This is a genomic window from Caulobacter segnis, assembly GCF_029543125.1.
GTDB lineage: Bacteria > Pseudomonadota > Alphaproteobacteria > Caulobacterales > Caulobacteraceae > Caulobacter > Caulobacter segnis_D.
On record NZ_JARQWW010000002.1, the window covers coordinates 96,636 to 113,199 of the forward strand.

Consider the following 16,564-nt stretch of genomic DNA (forward strand, 5'->3'; position numbering starts at 1 on the left):
CGACCAAAAAACAAAAAACGACACACGCAGACGGAGATTAACGGTGGCGAGGATCACCCTCAGACAGCTGCTCGACCATGCAGCCGAGGACAATTACGGCCTGCCGGCCTTCAACATCAACAATATGGAACAGGGCCTCGCGATCATGGAGGCGGCCGACGCCGTCGACGCGCCGGTCATCATCCAGGCCAGCCGTGGCGCGCGGAACTACGCCAACGACATCATCCTGACCCGGCTGATCGACGGCTTGGTCGAGCTGTACCCGCATATCCCTGTGTGTATGCACCAGGACCACGGCAACGGTCCGGCGACCTGCGCCACGGCGATCCAGTACGGCTTCACCTCGGTGATGATGGACGGCTCGCTGATGGAGGACGCCAAGACGCCCGCCTCCTACGAGTACAACGTCGAAGTGACCCGCCGGGTGGTCGAGATGGCGCACGCTTGCGGCGTCTCGGTCGAGGGCGAGCTGGGCGTCTTGGGCTCTCTGGAGACCGGCATGGGCGAGGCCGAGGACGGCCACGGCTTCGAAGGCAAGCTGTCGCATGACGAGCTGCTGACCGATCCGGACCAGGCCGTGGACTTCGTCCAGAAGACCGGCGTCGACGCGCTGGCCATCGCAATGGGCACCAGCCACGGGGCCTACAAGTTCACGCGCAAGCCGGATGGCGACGTCCTGGCCATGCACGTGATCGAGGAGATTCACCGCCGCCTGCCCAACACCCACCTGGTGATGCACGGCTCGTCCTCGGTGCCGCAGGACCTGCAGGACATCATCAACCAGTACGGCGGCGAGATGCCCCAGACCTGGGGCGTGCCGGTGGAAGAGATCCAGCGCGGCATCAAGCACGGCGTGCGCAAGGTCAATGTCGATACCGACAACCGCATGGCCATCACCGGCGCCGTCCGCAAGCTGTTGATGGAGAAGCCGCAGGAGTTCGACCCGCGCGCCTATCTGAAGCCGGCCAAGGACGCCATGCGCAAGGTCTGCCAGCAGCGCTACGAGGAGTTCGGGGCCGCCGGCCATGCTTCGCGCATCCGTGCTCTGTCGACCGCCAACATGGCCAAGCGCTACCTGACGGGCGAACTGAACCCGAAGATCGGCGCGCCCAAGGCCGCCAACGCCGCCGCCTGATCCAGGCCGGCTGATCCCGATTGGCCCGGGCTCCGCTCAGCGGGGTCCGGGCTGACGGATCACCATCTCAACACCCATCGGCCGGCCAGGGCGCCCAGAGCGCCGCTCATCGCCATGCCCAGGGTGTACCAGGTCGCCACGAAGGTGGCCGTGCTCTCCGCACAGGACAGCCCATAGACGGTGGCCGCCAAGGCGCCGCTGAACACGCCCGCCGCCAGGCCGGCGACGGCCGGCCGCGAGGGCGCGAAGGCCCGCATGGCCAGCAGCATGGCGGTCACCACCGTGATGCTGAGGGTGAGGATCGCGGTCAGGCAGTAGCTGAACGAATGCCGTGGATCATGTGCGCCCGGTGGCCGCCGTCCGCGGAGACCAGCTCCAGCCCCGCCGCCGACAGGAAGCTGACGGCCAGCCCGCCGGCGATCCACGGCGCGGCGGGGGCCGTGCCGCCGGGGCGCGACAGGCGCAGGGCGGCCCTGGACCGGTTGTGGACCGAGGCGCTGTTCGCCGCCGACGCGCCGGTCCTGAACGCCTGCGACTTCGCGGTGCTGCCGCCGTCCCGTCTGCCTTTCGCTCGGGTGCGGCTGCATCCGGTGGTGCTGGGCGGCCTTCGACCAGGGGCTGCCCGGCCTGTGGCTGGCCAGCCGCGCCGGCGAGGCGGAGCTGGAGATCGCCGACGCGCCCGGGGCCTGCTGATCACCCGGCCGAAATCGGGGCCGGAGCCGCGCCTGCTCTCCCCCGCGGCGGCGGCGTTCCTGACCGGCTGCGCGGCTGGCAAGGCGCTGCACCGGGCCATGGCCGACACCCTGGGCCAGCACCCGGACGCCGACATGTCGCGCATCTTCGCCGGCCTCATCGCGGCGGGCGCCTTCACCGCCCTGCGTTAGTCCTCGGTGTGCGCGCCGCGCATCTCGTGGACGAAGAAGGCGCCGATGACCACCGTGGCGGCGGCCACCACCACCGGGTACCAGAGCCCGAAATAGATGTTGCCCGTGGCCGCCGACATGGCGAAGGCCGTGGTCGGCAGGAACCCTCCGAACCAGCCATTGCCCAGGTGATAGGGCAGCGACATGGAGGTGTAGCGGATGCGGGCCGGGAACATCTCCACCAGCGCCGCGGCGATCGGGCCATAGACCATGGTCACCAGCAGGACGAGGACGAACAGCACACCCACCACCATCGGCTTGTTGACCTTGGCCGGGTCGGCTTTGGCTGGATAGCCGGCGGTCTGCAGCTCTCCGTTCAGGGCCTTGCGCCAGGCGGTCTGCTTGGCGGTGAAATCGGCCGTGCTCATGCCCTCGCCCCGGAAGGACGGGACGCTGACGCCGCCCACCTCGACGCTGGCGATCTCGCCCTTGGGCGCGGTGCGGTTCTCGTAGGAGATCCCCGCCGAGGCGAGGGCTGACTTGGCCACGTCGCAACTGGTGGTGAAGGCGGTCTTGCCTACCGGGTCGAACTGGAAGGCGCATTCCGACGGGTCGGCGATGACCACCACCGGCGCCCGCTGGCTGGCGGCGGCGAGTTCCGGATTGGCGGCGGCGGTCAGGGTCTTGAACAGCGGGAAGTACAGCACCGCCGCCAGCAGGCAGCCGGTGAGGATCACCGGCTTGCGGCCGATCTTGTCCGACAGCCAGCCGAAGACGATGAAGAACGGCGTGCCCAGGACCAGGGCGATGGCGACCAGGGTGTTGGTCAGGGCGCCATCGACCTTCAGGACCTTCTCCAGGAAAAAGAGGGCGTAGAACTGGCCTGTGTACCAGACCACCGCCTGGCCGGCGGTGAGGCCCAGCAGGGCGAAGATCACCAGCTTCAGGTTCGGCCACTTGCCGAAGGCCTCGGCCAGGGGCTGCTTGGCGGTTTTTCCCTCCTCGACCATCTTCTGGAAGATCGGGCTCTCGTTGAGCTGCAGGCGGATCCACAGGGAGACGCCCAGCAGCACGACCGAGATCAGGAAGGGCGCGCGCCAGCCCCATTCGGCGAAGGCAGCCTCCCCCGTCTGGCCACGCACCACCAGGATGACCGCAAGGCTCAGGAACAGGCCGAGGGTCGCCGTGGTCTGGATGAAGCTGGTGTAGAGGCCACGCCGTCCGGGGGGCGCGTGCTCGGCCACATAGGTCGCTGCGCCGCCGTATTCGCCGCCAAGGGCCAGCCCCTGCAGCAGGCGCATGAGCAGCAGCAGGATCGGGGCGGCGACCCCGATGGTGTCGTAGCTGGGCAGGACCCCCACCGCGAAGGTGGATCCGCCCATGAGCAGCATGGTGACGAGGAAGGTGTTCTTGCGCCCCCACAGGTCGCCCAGGCGGCCGAAGATCAGCGCGCCCAGCGGCCGGACCGCGAAGCCGGCGGCGAAGGCCAGCAGGGCGAAGATGTATCCGGTGGTCTCGTTGACCCCGGAAAAGAAGTGCCGGGTGATGAAGGTCGCCAGCGAACCGTAGAGATAGAAATCATACCACTCGAAAACCGTGCCGGCCGACGCCGCCCCGATCACCAGCCCGTGCTTGCGCCCTTGCGCCATATGCGTTTCCTCAAGCCTGTTGTCGGCCTTACGCCTATGGTTGGGCTAGTCCGCGGCCACGCACAAGGCCGCGCGAACAAGGCTCAGTGAAGGGTCGCCGGGTCGTGCTGTTCGCGGGAGCGGCGGATGTCCCCGGCCATGGCGCTGGTGAAGCTCATCAGGCCCGCATAGGGAGCGACCATGCCGGCGGCCTTGGTGTCGATGCGCTTGGCGGTTTCGGAATAGGCGGCGGTGATGCCGGCGGTGGCGAGCGTGCCGACCAGTTGGGCCGAGCGGCGCTTGGGCGCGATCCAGACCATGGCCGCGTTCACGCCCTGCATGACAGCCCATAGGGCCAGCGCCCGCGTGCGGCGCGGGCTGTTCGGCGCATTCCAGATGCGCAAGGCCGACAGGCTGGACAAGGAGAACAGGGCCGGCAGCAGCAGGGACAGGGTCGGCTTGGACGGCTTCACCGTCGCGCCGTCCGTGGCCGTGGCTTCCTCGACCGGAGCGGCGGGCGGGGCGCGCTTGATGGCCAGCAGGGCCGTGCCGCCGGCGATGGCGGCGCAGACGGCGACGCCGAGGGCCACGTGGGCGACGCCGCGCCCGCGGCTGTTGAGCTGGTCTTCGATCTTGTCCTGGGCGGTGTCGATCAGATCCATGGCGTCCTCCCTGCTGACGCAAGGAGAACCGGCGGAACCTAGACCGGTTCCGCCGTCGCGGCCTCAGCCGTCGGCGTGGCCTTCGCCGACCAGTTCGCCCAGGGCCGACTGCAGGTAGTTCTGCTCGCCCAGCGCCTTCACCAGGCCAAGCTGTGTCTCCAGGAAGTCGATATGGTTCTCGGTGTCTTCCAGGATCTTCAGCAGCAGGTCGCGGCTGACATAGTCCTTGGCGGCTTCACAGGCGGCGATGCCGGGGACCAGGGTGGCGTGGCCGACCTGCTCCACCGCGAGGTCGGCGGTCATGCATTCCGGCACGGTCTCGCCGATCTTCAGCTTGTGCAGGTCCTGCAGGTTCGGCAGGCCATCCAGGAACAGGATGCGCTTGATGAGCATGTCGGCGTGCTTCATCTCGCCGATGCTTTCATCGTAGGTGATCTTGCCCAGACGAGCGAAACCCCAATGCTGGTAGATCCGCGCATGCAGGAAGTACTGGTTCACCGCCGTCAGCTCGTTGGTGAGCACGGCGTTGAGCAGGTTGATGATGGTCTTGTCGCCCTGCATTGGTCTCTCCTGATCGCGGGTTCGGGCGGAACCTGATTGATCAGGATCAGAGCTTCAACTGCTTTGTGTGCAAGTGTTTCGCAGGCGCACGCTTTTCTTCGCAAGCGCTTCGCAGTTGCTGAAAACGGGGCCTATTCGGCCGCGAAACGCAGGGCCTGACGGGATTCTTCGATCATCTGGCGCATCTCGCAGACGCACTTGGCGCATTGCGCCTGGCACTGGTGAGCGCGGAAGATTTCAGCCGGACGGGACGCGCCGGCGTCGATCGCCGCGCGGACCTGACGTTCACGGATGCCGTTGCAGTTGCAGACGTACAAGGGACGCGAAACCCGACCGATTGATTATCATTCGCATCTAATATGGGACACACTGACTCTGCAAGTCATTTGCACCTGCGCCCGCGCGTCGCAGGTCGCGGCCATCGGCGAAATCGGCTAGGGAGCGGCCATGACCGCCGAATGCCGCCTTTACCTGATCACCCCGCCCGCCATCGAGGACCTGGCCGCCTTCGGCCGCCTGCTGGCCGAGGCGCTGGACGCCGGGGACGTGGCCGCCCTGCAGATCCGGCTGAAGGACGTTCCCGACACAGTGGTCGAGGCGGCTGTCCACGCCCTGTCCCCCATCGCCCAGGCGCGCGGGGTGGCGGTGATCCTCAACGACCGCCCGGACCTGGCGTCGAAGCTGGGCTGCGACGGGGTGCATGTGGGCCAGGAAGACGCCAGCTGCGCCGAGGCGCGGCGGGCGATGGGCGCCAAGGCCATGGTGGGCGTGACCTGCCATGCCAGCCGGCACCTGGCCATGGAGGCGGCTGAAGCCGGGGCCGACTACGTGGCCTTCGGCGCCTTCTTCCCCACCGAGACCAAGGACGCCTCCACCCGCGCGGAGCCGGACATTCTGAGCATCTGGCAGGAGACCATGGAGGTCCCCTGCGTCGCCATCGGCGGGATCACGGCGGAGAACGCCGCCGATCTGGCCGCCGCCGGGGCGGACTTCCTGGCGGTGAGCGCGGGGGTCTGGAAGCATCCTCAAGGCCCGGCCGCGGGCGTGAAGGCCCTGAACGCCGCCATCGACGAGGGCCTGACGCGGCGCTGAGCCGGGTTACGGCCAAGCTTTCAGACACAATCCAGACACATTCATTGCGCGGCCTCGCGACCGGGCGTAGCGTCCTCCCATAACAACAAGACTATGGGAGGAGCGGTCATGAGACGGCTCGTGGTGTGTCTGGTTGGTCTGGCGCTCAGCGCGCCGTTTGTGTCCGGGGCCTCGGCCGAGAACTGGCAGCCCGTCCCCGGGGACCCGTCGTTCCGGTACGACAGCGACTTCATGAAGGTGGATGAGCAGAGCGGCATGGTGGTGCTGCGCTATGCGTCCGGCGGCAAGGCGGCGCCCTATGCGACCTGGGCGGCTTCGAAGTCGCCGATCATGATGTTCGCCGTGGACTGCGCGGCGGACGGGGTGATCGACCTGGGCCTCGACTACAAGGGCGACGGCAAGCTGCCCAAGAACTGGCGCGCCGGCCAGAAGGACACCGGCATCGGCGCCATCGTCGGCCCGGCCGGGAAGATGGCCTGCGAGAAGAAGGACAGCCTGCCCAAGGCGGCGCAGTAGGTCTTTCTCCTCCCCCGTAGCAAAGCGTGCGGGCGAGGTGGATCGGCGCGCAGCGACGAGACGGAGGGGGCGCTCTCCAGTCCGGCTCGGAACGCAGTCTGCGCCCCCTCCACCGCTTCGCGGTCCCCCTCCCCCGTTGCACGGGGGAGGAGAAAAGGCCCTACCTTGCTTTCAAAGGGTCTCGCCGTTAGGTTCCGCGGCCAAATTTCCCGGACTCCAAACACATGAAAATCAACGGCAACACCATCAAACCCGGCATGGTGATCCAGCACGAGGGCGGCCTGTGGGCCTGCGTGAAGGCTTCCCACGTGAAGCCGGGCAAGGGCGGCGCCTTCGCCCAGGTCGAACTGAAGAACCTGATCGACGGCCGCAAGCTGAACGAACGCTTCCGTTCGGAAGACAAGGTCGAGCGCGTCACCCTGGAGCAGAAGGACCACACCTTCCTCTACGCGGAGGGCGAGATGCTGGTGTTCATGGACGGCCAGTCCTACGAGCAGATCACCCTCCATGAGGACTTCGTCGGCGAAGACCGCGTGCCCTGGCTGCAGGACGGCATGACCGTCGTCGTGGAGTTCCACGAAGAGCGTCCGATCGGCATCGAGCTGCCGGAACACGTCGTTGTCACCATCGTCGAGGCGGAAGCCACGGTGAAGGGCCAGACCGCTTCGTCGTCGTACAAGCCGGCCAAGGCCGACAACGGCGTGCGCGTCATGATCCCGCCGTACATGGAAGCCGGCGAACGCGTGCTCGTCTCCACCGAGACGGGCGAGTACGTCCGCCGCGCGGACTGATCCGCCGTGGCCACCCCCTCCGCCGTCGTCACCGTCATGATCGACGCGGCCCGCAAGGCCGCGCGTGGCCTCTCGCGCGATTTCGGCGAGCTGGGCGAACTGCAGGTCTCCCGCAAGGGCACGGCCGACTTCGTGTCGGCCGCCGACCTGAAGGCCGAACAGGTGATCTTCGAAGCCCTGACCAAGGCGCGCCCCGGTTACACCTTCATCGGTGAAGAGCGCGGCGTGATCGAGGGCACGGACAAGACCCACACCTGGATCGTCGACCCGCTGGACGGCACCACCAACTTCCTGCACGCCATCCCGCACTTCGCGGTGAACATCGCGCTCGAGCGCGAGGGCGAGATCGTGGCGGGCGTGACCTACAACCCCGCCACCAACGACCTGTTCTGGGCCGAAAAGGGCAAGGGCGCGTATCTGGGCATGGAGAAGCGCCTGCGCGTCGCCGCCCGCCGCAACCTTGAGGACGCGGTCCTGGCCACGGGCGTCCCGTTCGCGGGCAAGCCGGGCCACGCCACCTTCCTGAAGGAGCTGCACCAGATCACCCAACGGGTGGCCGGCGTGCGCCGCTTCGGTTCGGCGGCGCTGGACCTGGCCTGGGTCGCGGCCGGCCGTTACGACGGCTACTGGGAGCGCAACCTCAACAGCTGGGACGTCGCGGCCGGCGTGCTGATGGTCCGTGAAGCTGGCGGCAAGGTCACCGACCTGTCGGGCGAGGAAGCCGGCGTGACCGGCGGCGCCTCGATCCTGGCCTCCAATCTCGACCTGCACCCGCTGGTGCTGGAGAAGCTTCAGGCGGCCTAAGCCGACTGTGCAGCTGTCATGATCGCCGGCTAAGCTGGCGGTCATGACGCTGACCCGCCGCGCGCTCGCCGCCTCCGCCCTCGCCCTGCCCTTCGTCGCCGAAGCCGCCCGGGCGCAGTCCAAAAAACCCATCGTCATCGCCCACCGGGGCGCCAGCGGCGAGCGGCCGGAGCACACCGAGCTCGCCTACAAGCTGGCCGTGGACCAGGGCGCGGACTTCATCGAGCCGGACCTGGTGGTGACCAAGGACGGTCATCTGGTCGTCCGCCACGAGAACGAGATCGGCGGCACCACCGACGTGGCCGCCCGGCCCGAATTCGCCGCCCGCAAGACCACCAAGGTCATCGACGGCGAGAGCCTGACCGGCTGGTTCGCCGAGGACTTCACCCTGGCGGAGCTGAAGAGCCTGCGCGCCCGCGAACGCCTGCCGCAGCTGCGCCCCGCCAGCGCCAAGTTCGACGGCCAGGCCCAGATCCTGACCTTCCAGGAAGTGGTGGCGCTGGCCCGCGCCGAGAGCACGCGGGTGGGCCGCGTCATCGGCGTCTATCCGGAGATGAAGCACCCAACCTTCCTGGCCTCCGTCGGCCTGCCCATCGAGGACCGCATGGCCGCCGCCCTGCGGGAGACCGGTCTGGACAGTCCCGACGCCCCGGTCTTCGTGCAGTGCTTCGAGGTGACGCCGCTGAAGACCATCCGCCGGCGGACCAATGCCCGGCTGGTGCAGCTTGTCTCGTCCGAGGGCGGACCGGCGGACCTGCCGAACAAGACCTATGCCGAGATGCTGACGCCCGACGGCCTGAAGGCCATCGCCGGCTACGCCAGCGGCCTGGGCCCGGAAAAGACCCTGGCGGTTCCGCAGAACGAAGAGACCCTGCTGCCGGCCACCAGCCTGGTGAAGGACGCCCACGCGGCGGGCCTGGTGGTCCACCCCTGGACCGTCCGCGCCGAGAACTACTTCCTGCCCAAGAGCCTGAAGAAGGGGATGGCGATCCGTCCGGACCATCCGCGCCTGCAGGGCGACGTGATCCCGGTCCTGAAGGCCCTGTACGCCGCCGGCGTCGACGGCGTGTTCAGCGACTTCCCGGGCTTGGCTGTTCAGGCGCGGGACGCTTAGGCGGCCTCACCACCAAACTGGAGCTTGGCCAGGCGGGCGTAGAGGCCGCCGCGGGCGGACAGCTCGGTGTGCGTGCCCTGCTCGACCACGCGGCCCTCGTCCATGACCACGATGCGGTCCGCCGCCAGGACGGTGGCCAGGCGGTGGGCGATGACCAGGGTGGTGCGGTCCTTCATGGCCTCGGTGAGGGCGTGCTGCACCAGGCGCTCGTTCTCGGCGTCCAGGGCGCTGGTGGCCTCGTCCAGCAGCAGGATCGGCGCCTGGCGGACCAGGGCGCGGGCGATGGCCAGACGCTGGCGCTGGCCGCCGGACAGGGTCTTGGCGCGCTCGCCCACCGGACTGTTGAAGCCTTCCGGCAGGTTGGCGATGAAGCCGGCGGCCTGGGCGGCCTCGGCGGCCGTGGTCCCGTCGGCGATGGTCGCGCCTTCGCGGCCGAACAGGATGTTGTCCATGGCCGAGCCGGAGAACAGGGGGCTTTCCTGGGACACCAAGGCCATGCGGGCGCGGACCTCCGCCGGATCGGCGTCGCGCAACTCCACCCCGTCCAGATGGATCGCGCCGGCCTGCGGGTCGTAGAAGCGCAGCAGCAGGCGCAGCACCGTGCTCTTGCCTGCCCCCGAGGGGCCGACCAGGGCCACGGTCTCGCCTGGCCGAACGTTCAGATCAAAGCCTTTCAGCGCCGGCAGGTCGGGACGGCCGGGATAGGCGAAGGTGACGTCGTCGAAGGCGATCTCGCCCCGCGCCGGCTTTGGCATGGAGACGGGCTTGTCGGGAGCGGCGACGCCGGGCTTGGCGGCCAGCAGTTCGCCAATCCGCTCCATGGCGCCGGAGGCCTTCTGCACCTCGCCCCAGACCTCGCCGATGGCGCCGACGGAGCCGGCGGCCATGACCGACAGGAAGGCGAACTGCATCAGCGCGCCCCAGGTCATCTCGCCCCGCAGGCCGGCGTTCACCCCCAGCCAGAAGACGACGACGATGCCGCCGAACACCAGGCCGATGACCAGGGCGGTCATGGTGGCCCGCGCGCCCATGCGGCGCAGGGACATGCGGAAGGTGTCCTCCACCGCCTCGCCGAAGCGGGCGGCGGCGCTCCTCTCGCGGCCGAAGGCCTGGACCGTCTCAAGCGCGTCCAGGGTCTCTCCGGCATAGCCAACGGCCGAGGCGAAGCGGTCCTGGGTGGAGGTGGTCAGCTTGCGCACCCGGCGGCCGAACAGGAACAGCGGCGCCAGAACGAAGGGGAACAGCAACAGCACCAAGCCGGTCAGACGCGGGCTGACCACGAACAGCATGGCCAGGGCGCCGATCAGCATCAGGGTGTTGCGCAAGGCCACCGACACCGAGGTGGTGATCATGTTCTCGACGATCTGGATGTCGGTCGTCACCCGCGACAGCACCTCACCCGTGCGGGTCTTCAGGAAGAAGCCGGGGTCCAGGGTCAGGACGTGGGAATAGAGGGCCGCGCGCAGGTCGGCGATGATCCGCTCGCCCGTCTTGGTCACGTAGAAGAATCGCAGGGCCGTGGCCGCCGCCAGAATCAGGGCGTTGATCCCGATCAGGGCGAACCAGGGATTGATGCTGGCCGCCGTGGGCTGGCCGTTGGTCAGTTGCTCGACCAGCAGGCGCAGGGTGACGGACAGGCCGAGGGTCGCCGCCGTGGAGCACAGCAGGAAGATCAGGGCCAAGCCGGCGTCGGCCTTGTGAGCGGCCAAGAAGGGCAGCAGACGGCCCAGGGCGCGGACATTGCGGCTCTTGGCGCGGCGGGCCGCGGCGGCCTGCAGATTCTGGGCGACCTCGGCCCCGGCGCCGGGGCGAGCCCCCGCATCCGTGTCCGTTCCGTTCGCCTCACTCATGACCAACCTCTTGCCAATACGCCGGGCCTTCTGTATAGCCGCGCGTCTTCGCGGTCAGCCTCTCGGGGCCGACACGACACAAATTTTCACGCCGCTTAGTCGGTTGGATCGCCCGATGAAACAAGACACGCACCCCGACTATCACTTCATCAACGTCGTCATGACGGATGGCACGACCTACCAGACCCGTTCGACCTACGGGAAAGAGGGCGCGACCCTGAACCTCGACATCGACCCGAAGACGCACCCGGCGTGGACTGGCGGCAACGCCCACCTGCTGGACCGCGGCGGCCGCGTTTCGCGCTTCAACGCCAAGTTCGGCGCCTTCACCAAGAAATAATCCGGTAAGGGCGGAAACGCCCTGGGGCTGGAAAGCCGGCGCGCTGGAAAAGCGCGCCGGCTTTTTCGTGTTTGGGGTTCTGTGCGTCCTTCGACTGGACGCACCAGTGATTACGACGCCTTGCCGAACACGTCCTGCAGGCGAGTGAACTGGGACAGCACCGGGTTCGGGGCCTCCACCGCGGCTTCGCCGTCGACGTACATGCGCTGGTCCAGGTGGCGGACGCGCTCATAGAGGCGCTCCGACCGGCCGACGAGTTCGACCAAGCTGGAGGGCAGGCCCTCGTGTTCCGGAACCTCGGTGGTGGGGCTCAGGGCCTCGTCACCCACGCGGTAGCGGGACTCGCAGGCGGCGGCCGGCTCCATGTCGCCCTCGCGCACGGCGCGCTGCACCAGCAGCCAGGAGGCGACCTGCATCAGACGGGTGGTCAGGCGCATGCTCTCGGCCGCATAGGCCAGGGCGGCGTTGCGCGAGAGCATCTTGGAATCCTGGCGGCCGACGCCGTCGAGATAGGCGGCGCAGACCTCAACGAGCTCCATGCCTTCCTCGAAGGTCTTGTCGAACAGTTCGGAGCGGGCGAAATCCTCGATCACGCCAGCCCGCCAGACCGTCGATGCCGCCGTGGGCGCGTCACTCATTGGAATCATAGCCTTCAACCAGGTCGCGGCACACTAATGGCCGCACATGGCCCATGGGTGCAACGCCCGTGCCAGAACTATCCAGAGTTCAATCGTCGCGCAGACCGCCGAACAGGGCGTCGGCGGCGGCGCGGCCGGCCTGTTTCGTTTCGAGATGCAGGCGGGTGCGGGCGATTTCCGTCTCAAGCAGGGCGATGCGGTCCTGGAGTTCAGCGACTCCCTGCAGCTCAAGGTCCTCCCTGAGGATCTCGTTCAGCGCTTCTCCGCGTCCGCGACGCGGTTCAACCGGCTCGTCCATGGCTCGCCTCCGCTTGTGGGGGCGACATGTGAGCCCTAGCTAGGGTCGAACGCAAGCTTTGGAGAGCCCGGTGAGCAACGAGACCATGACCGCGATCGCGGTGGAGAACGGCTCCGGCCCGGCCGAGGCGCTGAAGCCCGTCGCCCTGCCCCGCCCCAGTCCCAAAGCGGGAGATATCCTGATCAAGGTGGCCGCCGCCGGGGTGAACCGTCCCGATCTGCTACAGCGGCTGGGCGCCTATCCGCCGCCGCCGGGCGCGCCGGACACCCTGGGCCTGGAGGTCGCGGGCGAGGTGGTCGTCGCCGCCGGCCGCTGGAAGGTGGGGGACAAGGTCTGCGCCCTGCTGGGCGGGGGCGGTTACGCGCAATACGCCGTGGTGGACGCCCGACACGCCCTGCCGATCCCCGATGGCCTGAGCCTGGTTGAGGCGGCGGCCCTGCCGGAGACGGTGTTCACGGTGTTCGCCAATGTGTTCGAGCATGGGGCGCTGAAGGAAGGCGAGACCCTGCTGGTTCACGGCGCCACTTCGGGCATCGGCACCACGGCGATCCAGATGGCCAAGGCGGCGGGCGCCAAGGTAATCGCCACCGGACGCGGCGCCGACAAGGCGGCGGAGGCCAAGGCCTTGGGCGCGGACGTCTCTATCGACGCCGCCGACGGGAACTTCGCCGAGGCCGCCAAGGCGGCGGGCGGTGTCGATGTGGTGCTGGACATGGTCGGGGCCAACTATTTCGACCAGAACCTGGACGCCCTGAAGACCGGCGGGCGCATCGTCTATATCGCCAGCCTGGGCGGCGGAACGCTGAACGTCCCGGTCTTCGGCCTGATGCGCAAGCGCGCGGTGCTGACCGGATCGACCCTGCGCCCCCGCGACGCCGACGAAAAGGCGCGGCTGACCGCCGAGGTCGAGCGCATCGTCTGGCCGTGGGTGGCGGCCGGCAAGCTGAAGCCGCGCATCGACGCGACCTTCCCCCTGGCCGAGGCGGCCAGGGCGCACGCGCACCTGGAGGCGGGCTCCCATGTGGGGAAGGTGGTGCTGACGACCTAAATCCCGCGCCGCGCGTTCAGCCCGCATGACCGACCTTCGCATCGGATGCTCCGGCTGGACCTATGACGACTGGAAAGGGCCGTTCTATCCGGACGACTTGCGGCTGAAGGATCGGCTGGCCTTCTACGCCACACAATTCGACGCCTGCGAGATCAACGGCAGCTTCTATCGCCTGCCCACCGAGAAGGCGGTCAAAGCCTGGGCCGGGGGCGTGCCGGACGGCTTCTGCTTCGCCTGGAAGGTCTCGCGCTACATCAGCCACAACAAGAAGCTGAAGGACTGCGAGGACTCAGTGAAGCTGGTGTTCGGGGTGATGGAGAACCTCGGCGACCGGCGGGGTCCGGCGCTGGTGCAGCTGCCGCCGATGCTGAAGCGGGACGATGAGCGGCTGAAGCGCTTCCTGGGCTGGCTGCCCAGGACGCCGCGCGTCACGGTCGAGTTCCGGCATCCGACCTGGTACGAGCCGACGGTGCTGAAAATCCTGGAGGATCACGGCGCCGCCTTGTGCATCAGCGACCACCACGACGCGCCGTCGCCCTGGGAGGCGACCTCGGATTTGGTCTATGTGCGGATGCATGGGCCGGGCGGGCATTATCACGGCCGCTACCCGCAGGCGGAGCTGGAAACGCTGGCGGAACGGGTCACGGGATGGCGGCGCGGCAGGCGCGATGTGCATGTGTACTTCGACAACGACCAGAAGAGCGCCGCGCCCAAGGACGCCAAGGTGTTGAAAAAGCTGACCGAGCGCGCCTGAACCCTTTGCTTCGTCATGGAAGCCCAGTATAGGTGTGCTCCAATACCCGCCCGGCCGAAAGGCCGGGCGCCGTCATTTCTGGAGGGTCTCATGGCCGACCAAATCCTGATGCCGAAGGCGACCGCCGTCTGGCTCGTCGACAACACTTCGCTGACCTTCGAGCAGATCGCCGACTTCTGCGGCCTGCACCCGCTGGAAGTCCGCGGCATCGCCGACGGTGAAGTCGCGCGCGACATCCGCGGCGCCGACCCGATCGCCAACGGCCAGCTGTCGCGCGAAGAGCTCGACAAGGCCCAGGCCAGCGACAAGTACCGCATGAAGGCCCTGGTGAGCCGTCACGCCGAGCTGCTGAAGCCGACCAAGAAGGCCCCGCGCTACACCCCGGTGTCGCGCCGTCAGGACCGTCCGGACGCCATCGCCTGGTTCATCCGCAACCACCCGGAAGTGACTGACGCCCAGATCGCCAAGATCCTCGGCACCACCAAGGCCACGATCGAGCAGGTGCGCAACCGCAGCCACTGGAACGCGGCCAACATCAAGCCGGTTGATCCCGTGACCCTGGGCCTGGTCGGCCAGCTGGAGCTGGACGCCCTGGTCAAGAAGGCCGCCGAGAAGAAGGCCAAGGACGACGCCAAGCGCGGCATCACCGATCCGGACGGCGCGACCCTGCGCCCGGCCGGCGAACTCGAGGCCCCCGAGCCCGAGCCGGAAGTCGAGGAAATCGACTACCGCCGCGGCAGCGGCCTGTCGGCTGAAGACGTGTTCGGCAAGTCGACGCCCGTCGCGGACGAAGAAGACTAAGGCCCGAAATGAACTTCGGCCCCGCCTGCGAGAGGCGGGGCCGAAGCGACGATTTCCGTCAGTGGGCTCGAGACTTAAGAGTCTCTATCTGTTCCTTAAGTCGGAGTTTCTGCCGCTTTAAGGCCCTGAGGCGGACTTCGTCGAATACCGGGCGGCGCATCTCGTCCTCGATCGTGCGGTCCAGCGTCTGATGTCGGACGCCCAATTCGCGGATGCGGGATTCGATGGCCATGGCTCTCGGCTCCTAAATTTGCTGTGACGACGACAGTGAACACCCGCTTTGCGGGGCTGTCAGATCACATATGGTTGCAGGCGTGAGTCATGAGGGTGACGGAACCATGACGACAGAGGGGCGTACGCGGCTGGTGGTCGGGATTTCCGGCGCCTCGGGCGTGGTCTACGGCCTTCGCGCCCTGGACGCCTGCCGCGAGCTGGGCGTCGAAAGCCACCTGATCCTTTCCAAATCCGCGGTCCTGACCCTGAGCCAGGAGACCGGCTTGTCCCCGGCCGACGTCAACGCCCGGGCCGACGTGGTGCATCGCGTTTCGGACGTGGGAGCGTCGATCGCCTCCGGCTCCTTCCAGACCCTGGGCATGATCATCGCCCCCTGCTCTGTGCGGACCATGAGCGAGATCGCCACGGGCGTGACCTCGTCCCTGCTGACCCGCGCCGCCGACGTGACCCTGAAGGAGCGCCGCAATCTCGTGCTGATGGTGCGCGAGACGCCGCTGCACCTGGGCCATCTGCGGACCCTGACCAAGCTGTCCGAGATGGGCGCGGTGATCGCCCCGCCCCTGCCCGCCTTCTACGCCAAGCCCAAGAGCATCGAGGAGATGGTCGACCAGTCGGTGGGCCGGGCGCTGGACCTGTTCGGCCTGGACTGGAAACCGGTGAAGCGCTGGGGCGAGGACCTGTCGCCGGTGCTCGGGGGCGAGGCATGAGCCTTTGGACCTGGGCGCTGTCGGCCTATGAGCGGCCGGGCGTGAGCGAAGCCTGCGTGGAGCTGCAGGACGAGCACGGCCAGAGCGTGCCCTATCTGCTGTTCGCCGCCTGGGCCGCGCTGGAAGGCCGCCGGGTGGAGGCGATCCGCGCGGTGGCCATGGCCCGCGCCTGGGAGGCCGAGGTGGTCGCTCCGTTGCGCGCAGCCCGCCGCCGACTGAAGACCGAGATGCCCGGAACCGCCGAGGCCGCGCGCCTGGCCCTGCGCGAGCAGGTGAAGGGTGTCGAGTTCGGGGCCGAGCGCCTGCTGATGGAGAGCCTGCAGGCGACCGCCGGCGAACCCGGCCCGACGCGTCCGGTGGGCGAGGCGCTGGCCGCCGCCGCCATGGCGTTCGGCGGCGCGCCGGACACGAAAATGGCGAACCTCGCCACGCTGCTGTCTTGAGGCGCCTTTAACGAGGCGCGTGCTTTGATGTTGAACTGCCGACTGCCTGTAGGGGGGCGCACATGAACGATGACGAACCGCTTCTCGACAGCGTGGTGCTGGAGAAACTGGCGGAGCTGCGCCAGGAGCACGCCGACCTCGACGCCTCCGTCGAGGCCATCGAGGCGCAGCCCCTGCCCAACCAGCTGCTGATCGCGAGGCTGAAGAAGCGCAAGCTGGCCCTGCGCGACCAGATCACGCATCTGGAAGGCCTTCTGACCCCCGACATCATCGCTTAACCAGCGC

Annotated in this window: 23 protein-coding genes; 14 read left to right on the forward strand and 9 right to left on the reverse strand. The window is 68.1% G+C overall.

The window, feature by feature from the left end; translation table 11 throughout:
• Window positions 1–43: 43 nt before the first annotated feature.
• Window positions 44–1,135 (forward strand): class II fructose-bisphosphate aldolase, encoded by a 1,092-nt coding sequence (gene fba, locus P7B02_RS05200; protein ID WP_277785270.1) that lies wholly within the window; start codon window positions 44–46, stop codon window positions 1,133–1,135.
• 59 nt (window positions 1,136–1,194) lie between these two features.
• Here the strand turns inward: fba and P7B02_RS05205 are convergent, their stop codons facing one another.
• Window positions 1,195–1,404 carry an NrsF family protein gene (locus tag P7B02_RS05205; RefSeq protein ID WP_277785991.1) on the reverse strand — a complete coding sequence of 70 codons (210 nt, stop codon included), beginning with the start codon at window positions 1,402–1,404 and terminating at the stop codon, window positions 1,195–1,197.
• Between the two features lie 57 nt (window positions 1,405–1,461).
• On the opposite strand from P7B02_RS05205, the gene P7B02_RS05210 reads away from it, so the two are divergent.
• On the forward strand, window positions 1,462–2,019 hold the full coding sequence (locus tag P7B02_RS05210; RefSeq protein ID WP_277785271.1) for a hypothetical protein: 558 nt from the start codon (window positions 1,462–1,464) through the stop codon (window positions 2,017–2,019).
• On the opposite strand, the gene P7B02_RS05215 is transcribed toward P7B02_RS05210, so the two are convergent.
• From P7B02_RS05215 to P7B02_RS05230, 4 genes are all read right to left on the reverse strand, one after another.
• On the reverse strand, window positions 2,016–3,647 hold the full coding sequence (locus tag P7B02_RS05215) for an MFS transporter (RefSeq protein ID WP_277785272.1): 1,632 nt from the start codon (window positions 3,645–3,647) through the stop codon (window positions 2,016–2,018). The genes P7B02_RS05210 and P7B02_RS05215 overlap by 4 nt on opposite strands.
• Window positions 3,648–3,730: 83 nt before the next feature.
• Entirely contained in the window at window positions 3,731–4,288 is a 558-nt protein-coding gene (locus tag P7B02_RS05220) for a tryptophan-rich sensory protein (protein WP_277785273.1), read from the reverse strand.
• 63 nt (window positions 4,289–4,351) lie between these two features.
• The gene (gene bfr, locus P7B02_RS05225; RefSeq protein WP_277785274.1) at window positions 4,352–4,849 is read right to left on the reverse strand and encodes a bacterioferritin; all 498 of its coding nucleotides are present in this window, start codon (window positions 4,847–4,849) and stop codon (window positions 4,352–4,354) included.
• 131 nt (window positions 4,850–4,980) lie between these two features.
• Window positions 4,981–5,166 (reverse strand): (2Fe-2S)-binding protein, encoded by a 186-nt coding sequence (locus tag P7B02_RS05230; RefSeq protein ID WP_277785275.1) that lies wholly within the window; start codon window positions 5,164–5,166, stop codon window positions 4,981–4,983.
• A gap of 130 nt (window positions 5,167–5,296) precedes the next feature.
• Here P7B02_RS05230 and thiE point away from each other — a divergent pair, with 130 nt between their 5' ends.
• From thiE to P7B02_RS05255, 5 genes are all read left to right on the forward strand, one after another.
• A complete protein-coding gene (gene thiE / locus P7B02_RS05235; protein ID WP_277785276.1) occupies window positions 5,297–5,941 on the forward strand; it encodes a thiamine phosphate synthase in 645 nt (214 codons plus the stop codon).
• Between the two features lie 108 nt (window positions 5,942–6,049).
• Window positions 6,050–6,457 (forward strand): hypothetical protein, encoded by a 408-nt coding sequence (locus P7B02_RS05240; protein WP_277785277.1) that lies wholly within the window; start codon window positions 6,050–6,052, stop codon window positions 6,455–6,457.
• A 224-nt stretch (window positions 6,458–6,681) separates the two neighbouring features.
• Window positions 6,682–7,248 carry an elongation factor P gene (gene efp / locus P7B02_RS05245; RefSeq protein ID WP_277785278.1) on the forward strand — a complete coding sequence of 189 codons (567 nt, stop codon included), beginning with the start codon at window positions 6,682–6,684 and terminating at the stop codon, window positions 7,246–7,248.
• A gap of 6 nt (window positions 7,249–7,254) precedes the next feature.
• Window positions 7,255–8,052, forward strand: a complete 798-nt coding sequence (locus P7B02_RS05250) for an inositol monophosphatase family protein (protein WP_277785279.1) — start codon at window positions 7,255–7,257, stop codon at window positions 8,050–8,052.
• A gap of 43 nt (window positions 8,053–8,095) precedes the next feature.
• Window positions 8,096–9,166, forward strand: coding sequence for a glycerophosphodiester phosphodiesterase (locus P7B02_RS05255; RefSeq protein WP_277785280.1), 1,071 nt, complete (start codon window positions 8,096–8,098; stop codon window positions 9,164–9,166).
• Here P7B02_RS05255 and P7B02_RS05260 read toward each other — a convergent pair.
• Window positions 9,163–11,016, reverse strand: a complete 1,854-nt coding sequence (locus tag P7B02_RS05260) for an ABC transporter transmembrane domain-containing protein (RefSeq protein WP_277785281.1) — start codon at window positions 11,014–11,016, stop codon at window positions 9,163–9,165. The two genes, P7B02_RS05255 and P7B02_RS05260, sit on opposite strands and share 4 nt — an antisense overlap.
• Before the next feature lie 115 nt (window positions 11,017–11,131).
• On the opposite strand from P7B02_RS05260, the gene rpmE reads away from it, so the two are divergent.
• Window positions 11,132–11,356 (forward strand): 50S ribosomal protein L31, encoded by a 225-nt coding sequence (gene rpmE / locus P7B02_RS05265; RefSeq protein ID WP_277785282.1) that lies wholly within the window; start codon window positions 11,132–11,134, stop codon window positions 11,354–11,356.
• A 110-nt stretch (window positions 11,357–11,466) separates the two neighbouring features.
• Here the strand turns inward: rpmE and P7B02_RS05270 are convergent, their stop codons facing one another.
• Both P7B02_RS05270 and P7B02_RS05275 read right to left on the reverse strand, forming a co-directional pair.
• A complete protein-coding gene (locus tag P7B02_RS05270; protein WP_277785283.1) occupies window positions 11,467–11,994 on the reverse strand; it encodes a DUF1465 family protein in 528 nt (175 codons plus the stop codon).
• A gap of 88 nt (window positions 11,995–12,082) precedes the next feature.
• Window positions 12,083–12,292, reverse strand: a complete 210-nt coding sequence (locus P7B02_RS05275) for a DUF1192 domain-containing protein (RefSeq protein ID WP_277785284.1) — start codon at window positions 12,290–12,292, stop codon at window positions 12,083–12,085.
• Window positions 12,293–12,377: 85 nt separating this feature from the next.
• Between P7B02_RS05275 and P7B02_RS05280 the strand changes: the two genes are divergently transcribed.
• From P7B02_RS05280 to P7B02_RS05290, 3 genes are all read left to right on the forward strand, one after another.
• Window positions 12,378–13,340 (forward strand): NAD(P)H-quinone oxidoreductase, encoded by a 963-nt coding sequence (locus P7B02_RS05280; RefSeq protein ID WP_277785992.1) that lies wholly within the window; start codon window positions 12,378–12,380, stop codon window positions 13,338–13,340.
• A 25-nt stretch (window positions 13,341–13,365) separates the two neighbouring features.
• On the forward strand, window positions 13,366–14,094 hold the full coding sequence (locus P7B02_RS05285) for a DUF72 domain-containing protein (RefSeq protein ID WP_277785285.1): 729 nt from the start codon (window positions 13,366–13,368) through the stop codon (window positions 14,092–14,094).
• A gap of 90 nt (window positions 14,095–14,184) precedes the next feature.
• Window positions 14,185–14,895 carry a DUF1013 domain-containing protein gene (locus P7B02_RS05290; protein ID WP_277785286.1) on the forward strand — a complete coding sequence of 237 codons (711 nt, stop codon included), beginning with the start codon at window positions 14,185–14,187 and terminating at the stop codon, window positions 14,893–14,895.
• 58 nt (window positions 14,896–14,953) lie between these two features.
• Here P7B02_RS05290 and P7B02_RS05295 read toward each other — a convergent pair whose 3' ends face one another.
• Window positions 14,954–15,127, reverse strand: coding sequence for a YdcH family protein (locus P7B02_RS05295; RefSeq protein WP_277785287.1), 174 nt, complete (start codon window positions 15,125–15,127; stop codon window positions 14,954–14,956).
• 106 nt (window positions 15,128–15,233) lie between these two features.
• Here P7B02_RS05295 and P7B02_RS05300 point away from each other — a divergent pair, with 106 nt between their 5' ends.
• The 3 genes from P7B02_RS05300 to P7B02_RS05310 all read left to right on the forward strand — a co-directional run bounded on the left by P7B02_RS05300 (window position 15,234) and on the right by P7B02_RS05310 (window position 16,557).
• Window positions 15,234–15,836 (forward strand): UbiX family flavin prenyltransferase, encoded by a 603-nt coding sequence (locus P7B02_RS05300; RefSeq protein ID WP_277785288.1) that lies wholly within the window; start codon window positions 15,234–15,236, stop codon window positions 15,834–15,836.
• Window positions 15,833–16,279 carry a TIGR02444 family protein gene (locus tag P7B02_RS05305; protein ID WP_277785289.1) on the forward strand — a complete coding sequence of 149 codons (447 nt, stop codon included), beginning with the start codon at window positions 15,833–15,835 and terminating at the stop codon, window positions 16,277–16,279. The genes P7B02_RS05300 and P7B02_RS05305 overlap by 4 nt, the downstream gene beginning before the upstream one ends.
• 62 nt (window positions 16,280–16,341) lie before the next feature.
• On the forward strand, window positions 16,342–16,557 hold the full coding sequence (locus P7B02_RS05310; protein WP_277785290.1) for a YdcH family protein: 216 nt from the start codon (window positions 16,342–16,344) through the stop codon (window positions 16,555–16,557).
• Window positions 16,558–16,564: the final 7 nt, after the last annotated feature.

Coding starts and splice junctions, on each gene's coding strand:
- P7B02_RS05205 (WP_277785991.1), bottom strand. CDS start 1,404: ATGCTGCTGGCCATGCGGGCCTTCGCGCCCTCGCGGCCGGCCGTCGCC.
- P7B02_RS05210 (WP_277785271.1), top strand. CDS start 1,462: ATGCCGTGGATCATGTGCGCCCGGTGGCCGCCGTCCGCGGAGACCAGC.
- P7B02_RS05215 (WP_277785272.1), bottom strand. CDS start 3,647: ATGGCGCAAGGGCGCAAGCACGGGCTGGTGATCGGGGCGGCGTCGGCC.
- P7B02_RS05220 (WP_277785273.1), bottom strand. CDS start 4,288: ATGGATCTGATCGACACCGCCCAGGACAAGATCGAAGACCAGCTCAAC.
- bfr (WP_277785274.1), bottom strand. CDS start 4,849: ATGCAGGGCGACAAGACCATCATCAACCTGCTCAACGCCGTGCTCACC.
- thiE (WP_277785276.1), top strand. CDS start 5,297: ATGACCGCCGAATGCCGCCTTTACCTGATCACCCCGCCCGCCATCGAG.
- P7B02_RS05240 (WP_277785277.1), top strand. CDS start 6,050: ATGAGACGGCTCGTGGTGTGTCTGGTTGGTCTGGCGCTCAGCGCGCCG.
- efp (WP_277785278.1), top strand. CDS start 6,682: ATGAAAATCAACGGCAACACCATCAAACCCGGCATGGTGATCCAGCAC.
- P7B02_RS05255 (WP_277785280.1), top strand. CDS start 8,096: ATGACGCTGACCCGCCGCGCGCTCGCCGCCTCCGCCCTCGCCCTGCCC.
- P7B02_RS05260 (WP_277785281.1), bottom strand. CDS start 11,016: ATGAGTGAGGCGAACGGAACGGACACGGATGCGGGGGCTCGCCCCGGC.
- rpmE (WP_277785282.1), top strand. CDS start 11,132: ATGAAACAAGACACGCACCCCGACTATCACTTCATCAACGTCGTCATG.
- P7B02_RS05270 (WP_277785283.1), bottom strand. CDS start 11,994: ATGAGTGACGCGCCCACGGCGGCATCGACGGTCTGGCGGGCTGGCGTG.
- P7B02_RS05275 (WP_277785284.1), bottom strand. CDS start 12,292: ATGGACGAGCCGGTTGAACCGCGTCGCGGACGCGGAGAAGCGCTGAAC.
- P7B02_RS05280 (WP_277785992.1), top strand. CDS start 12,378: ATGACCGCGATCGCGGTGGAGAACGGCTCCGGCCCGGCCGAGGCGCTG.
- P7B02_RS05285 (WP_277785285.1), top strand. CDS start 13,366: ATGACCGACCTTCGCATCGGATGCTCCGGCTGGACCTATGACGACTGG.
- P7B02_RS05290 (WP_277785286.1), top strand. CDS start 14,185: ATGGCCGACCAAATCCTGATGCCGAAGGCGACCGCCGTCTGGCTCGTC.
- P7B02_RS05295 (WP_277785287.1), bottom strand. CDS start 15,127: ATGGCCATCGAATCCCGCATCCGCGAATTGGGCGTCCGACATCAGACG.
- P7B02_RS05300 (WP_277785288.1), top strand. CDS start 15,234: ATGACGACAGAGGGGCGTACGCGGCTGGTGGTCGGGATTTCCGGCGCC.
- P7B02_RS05305 (WP_277785289.1), top strand. CDS start 15,833: ATGAGCCTTTGGACCTGGGCGCTGTCGGCCTATGAGCGGCCGGGCGTG.
- P7B02_RS05310 (WP_277785290.1), top strand. CDS start 16,342: ATGAACGATGACGAACCGCTTCTCGACAGCGTGGTGCTGGAGAAACTG.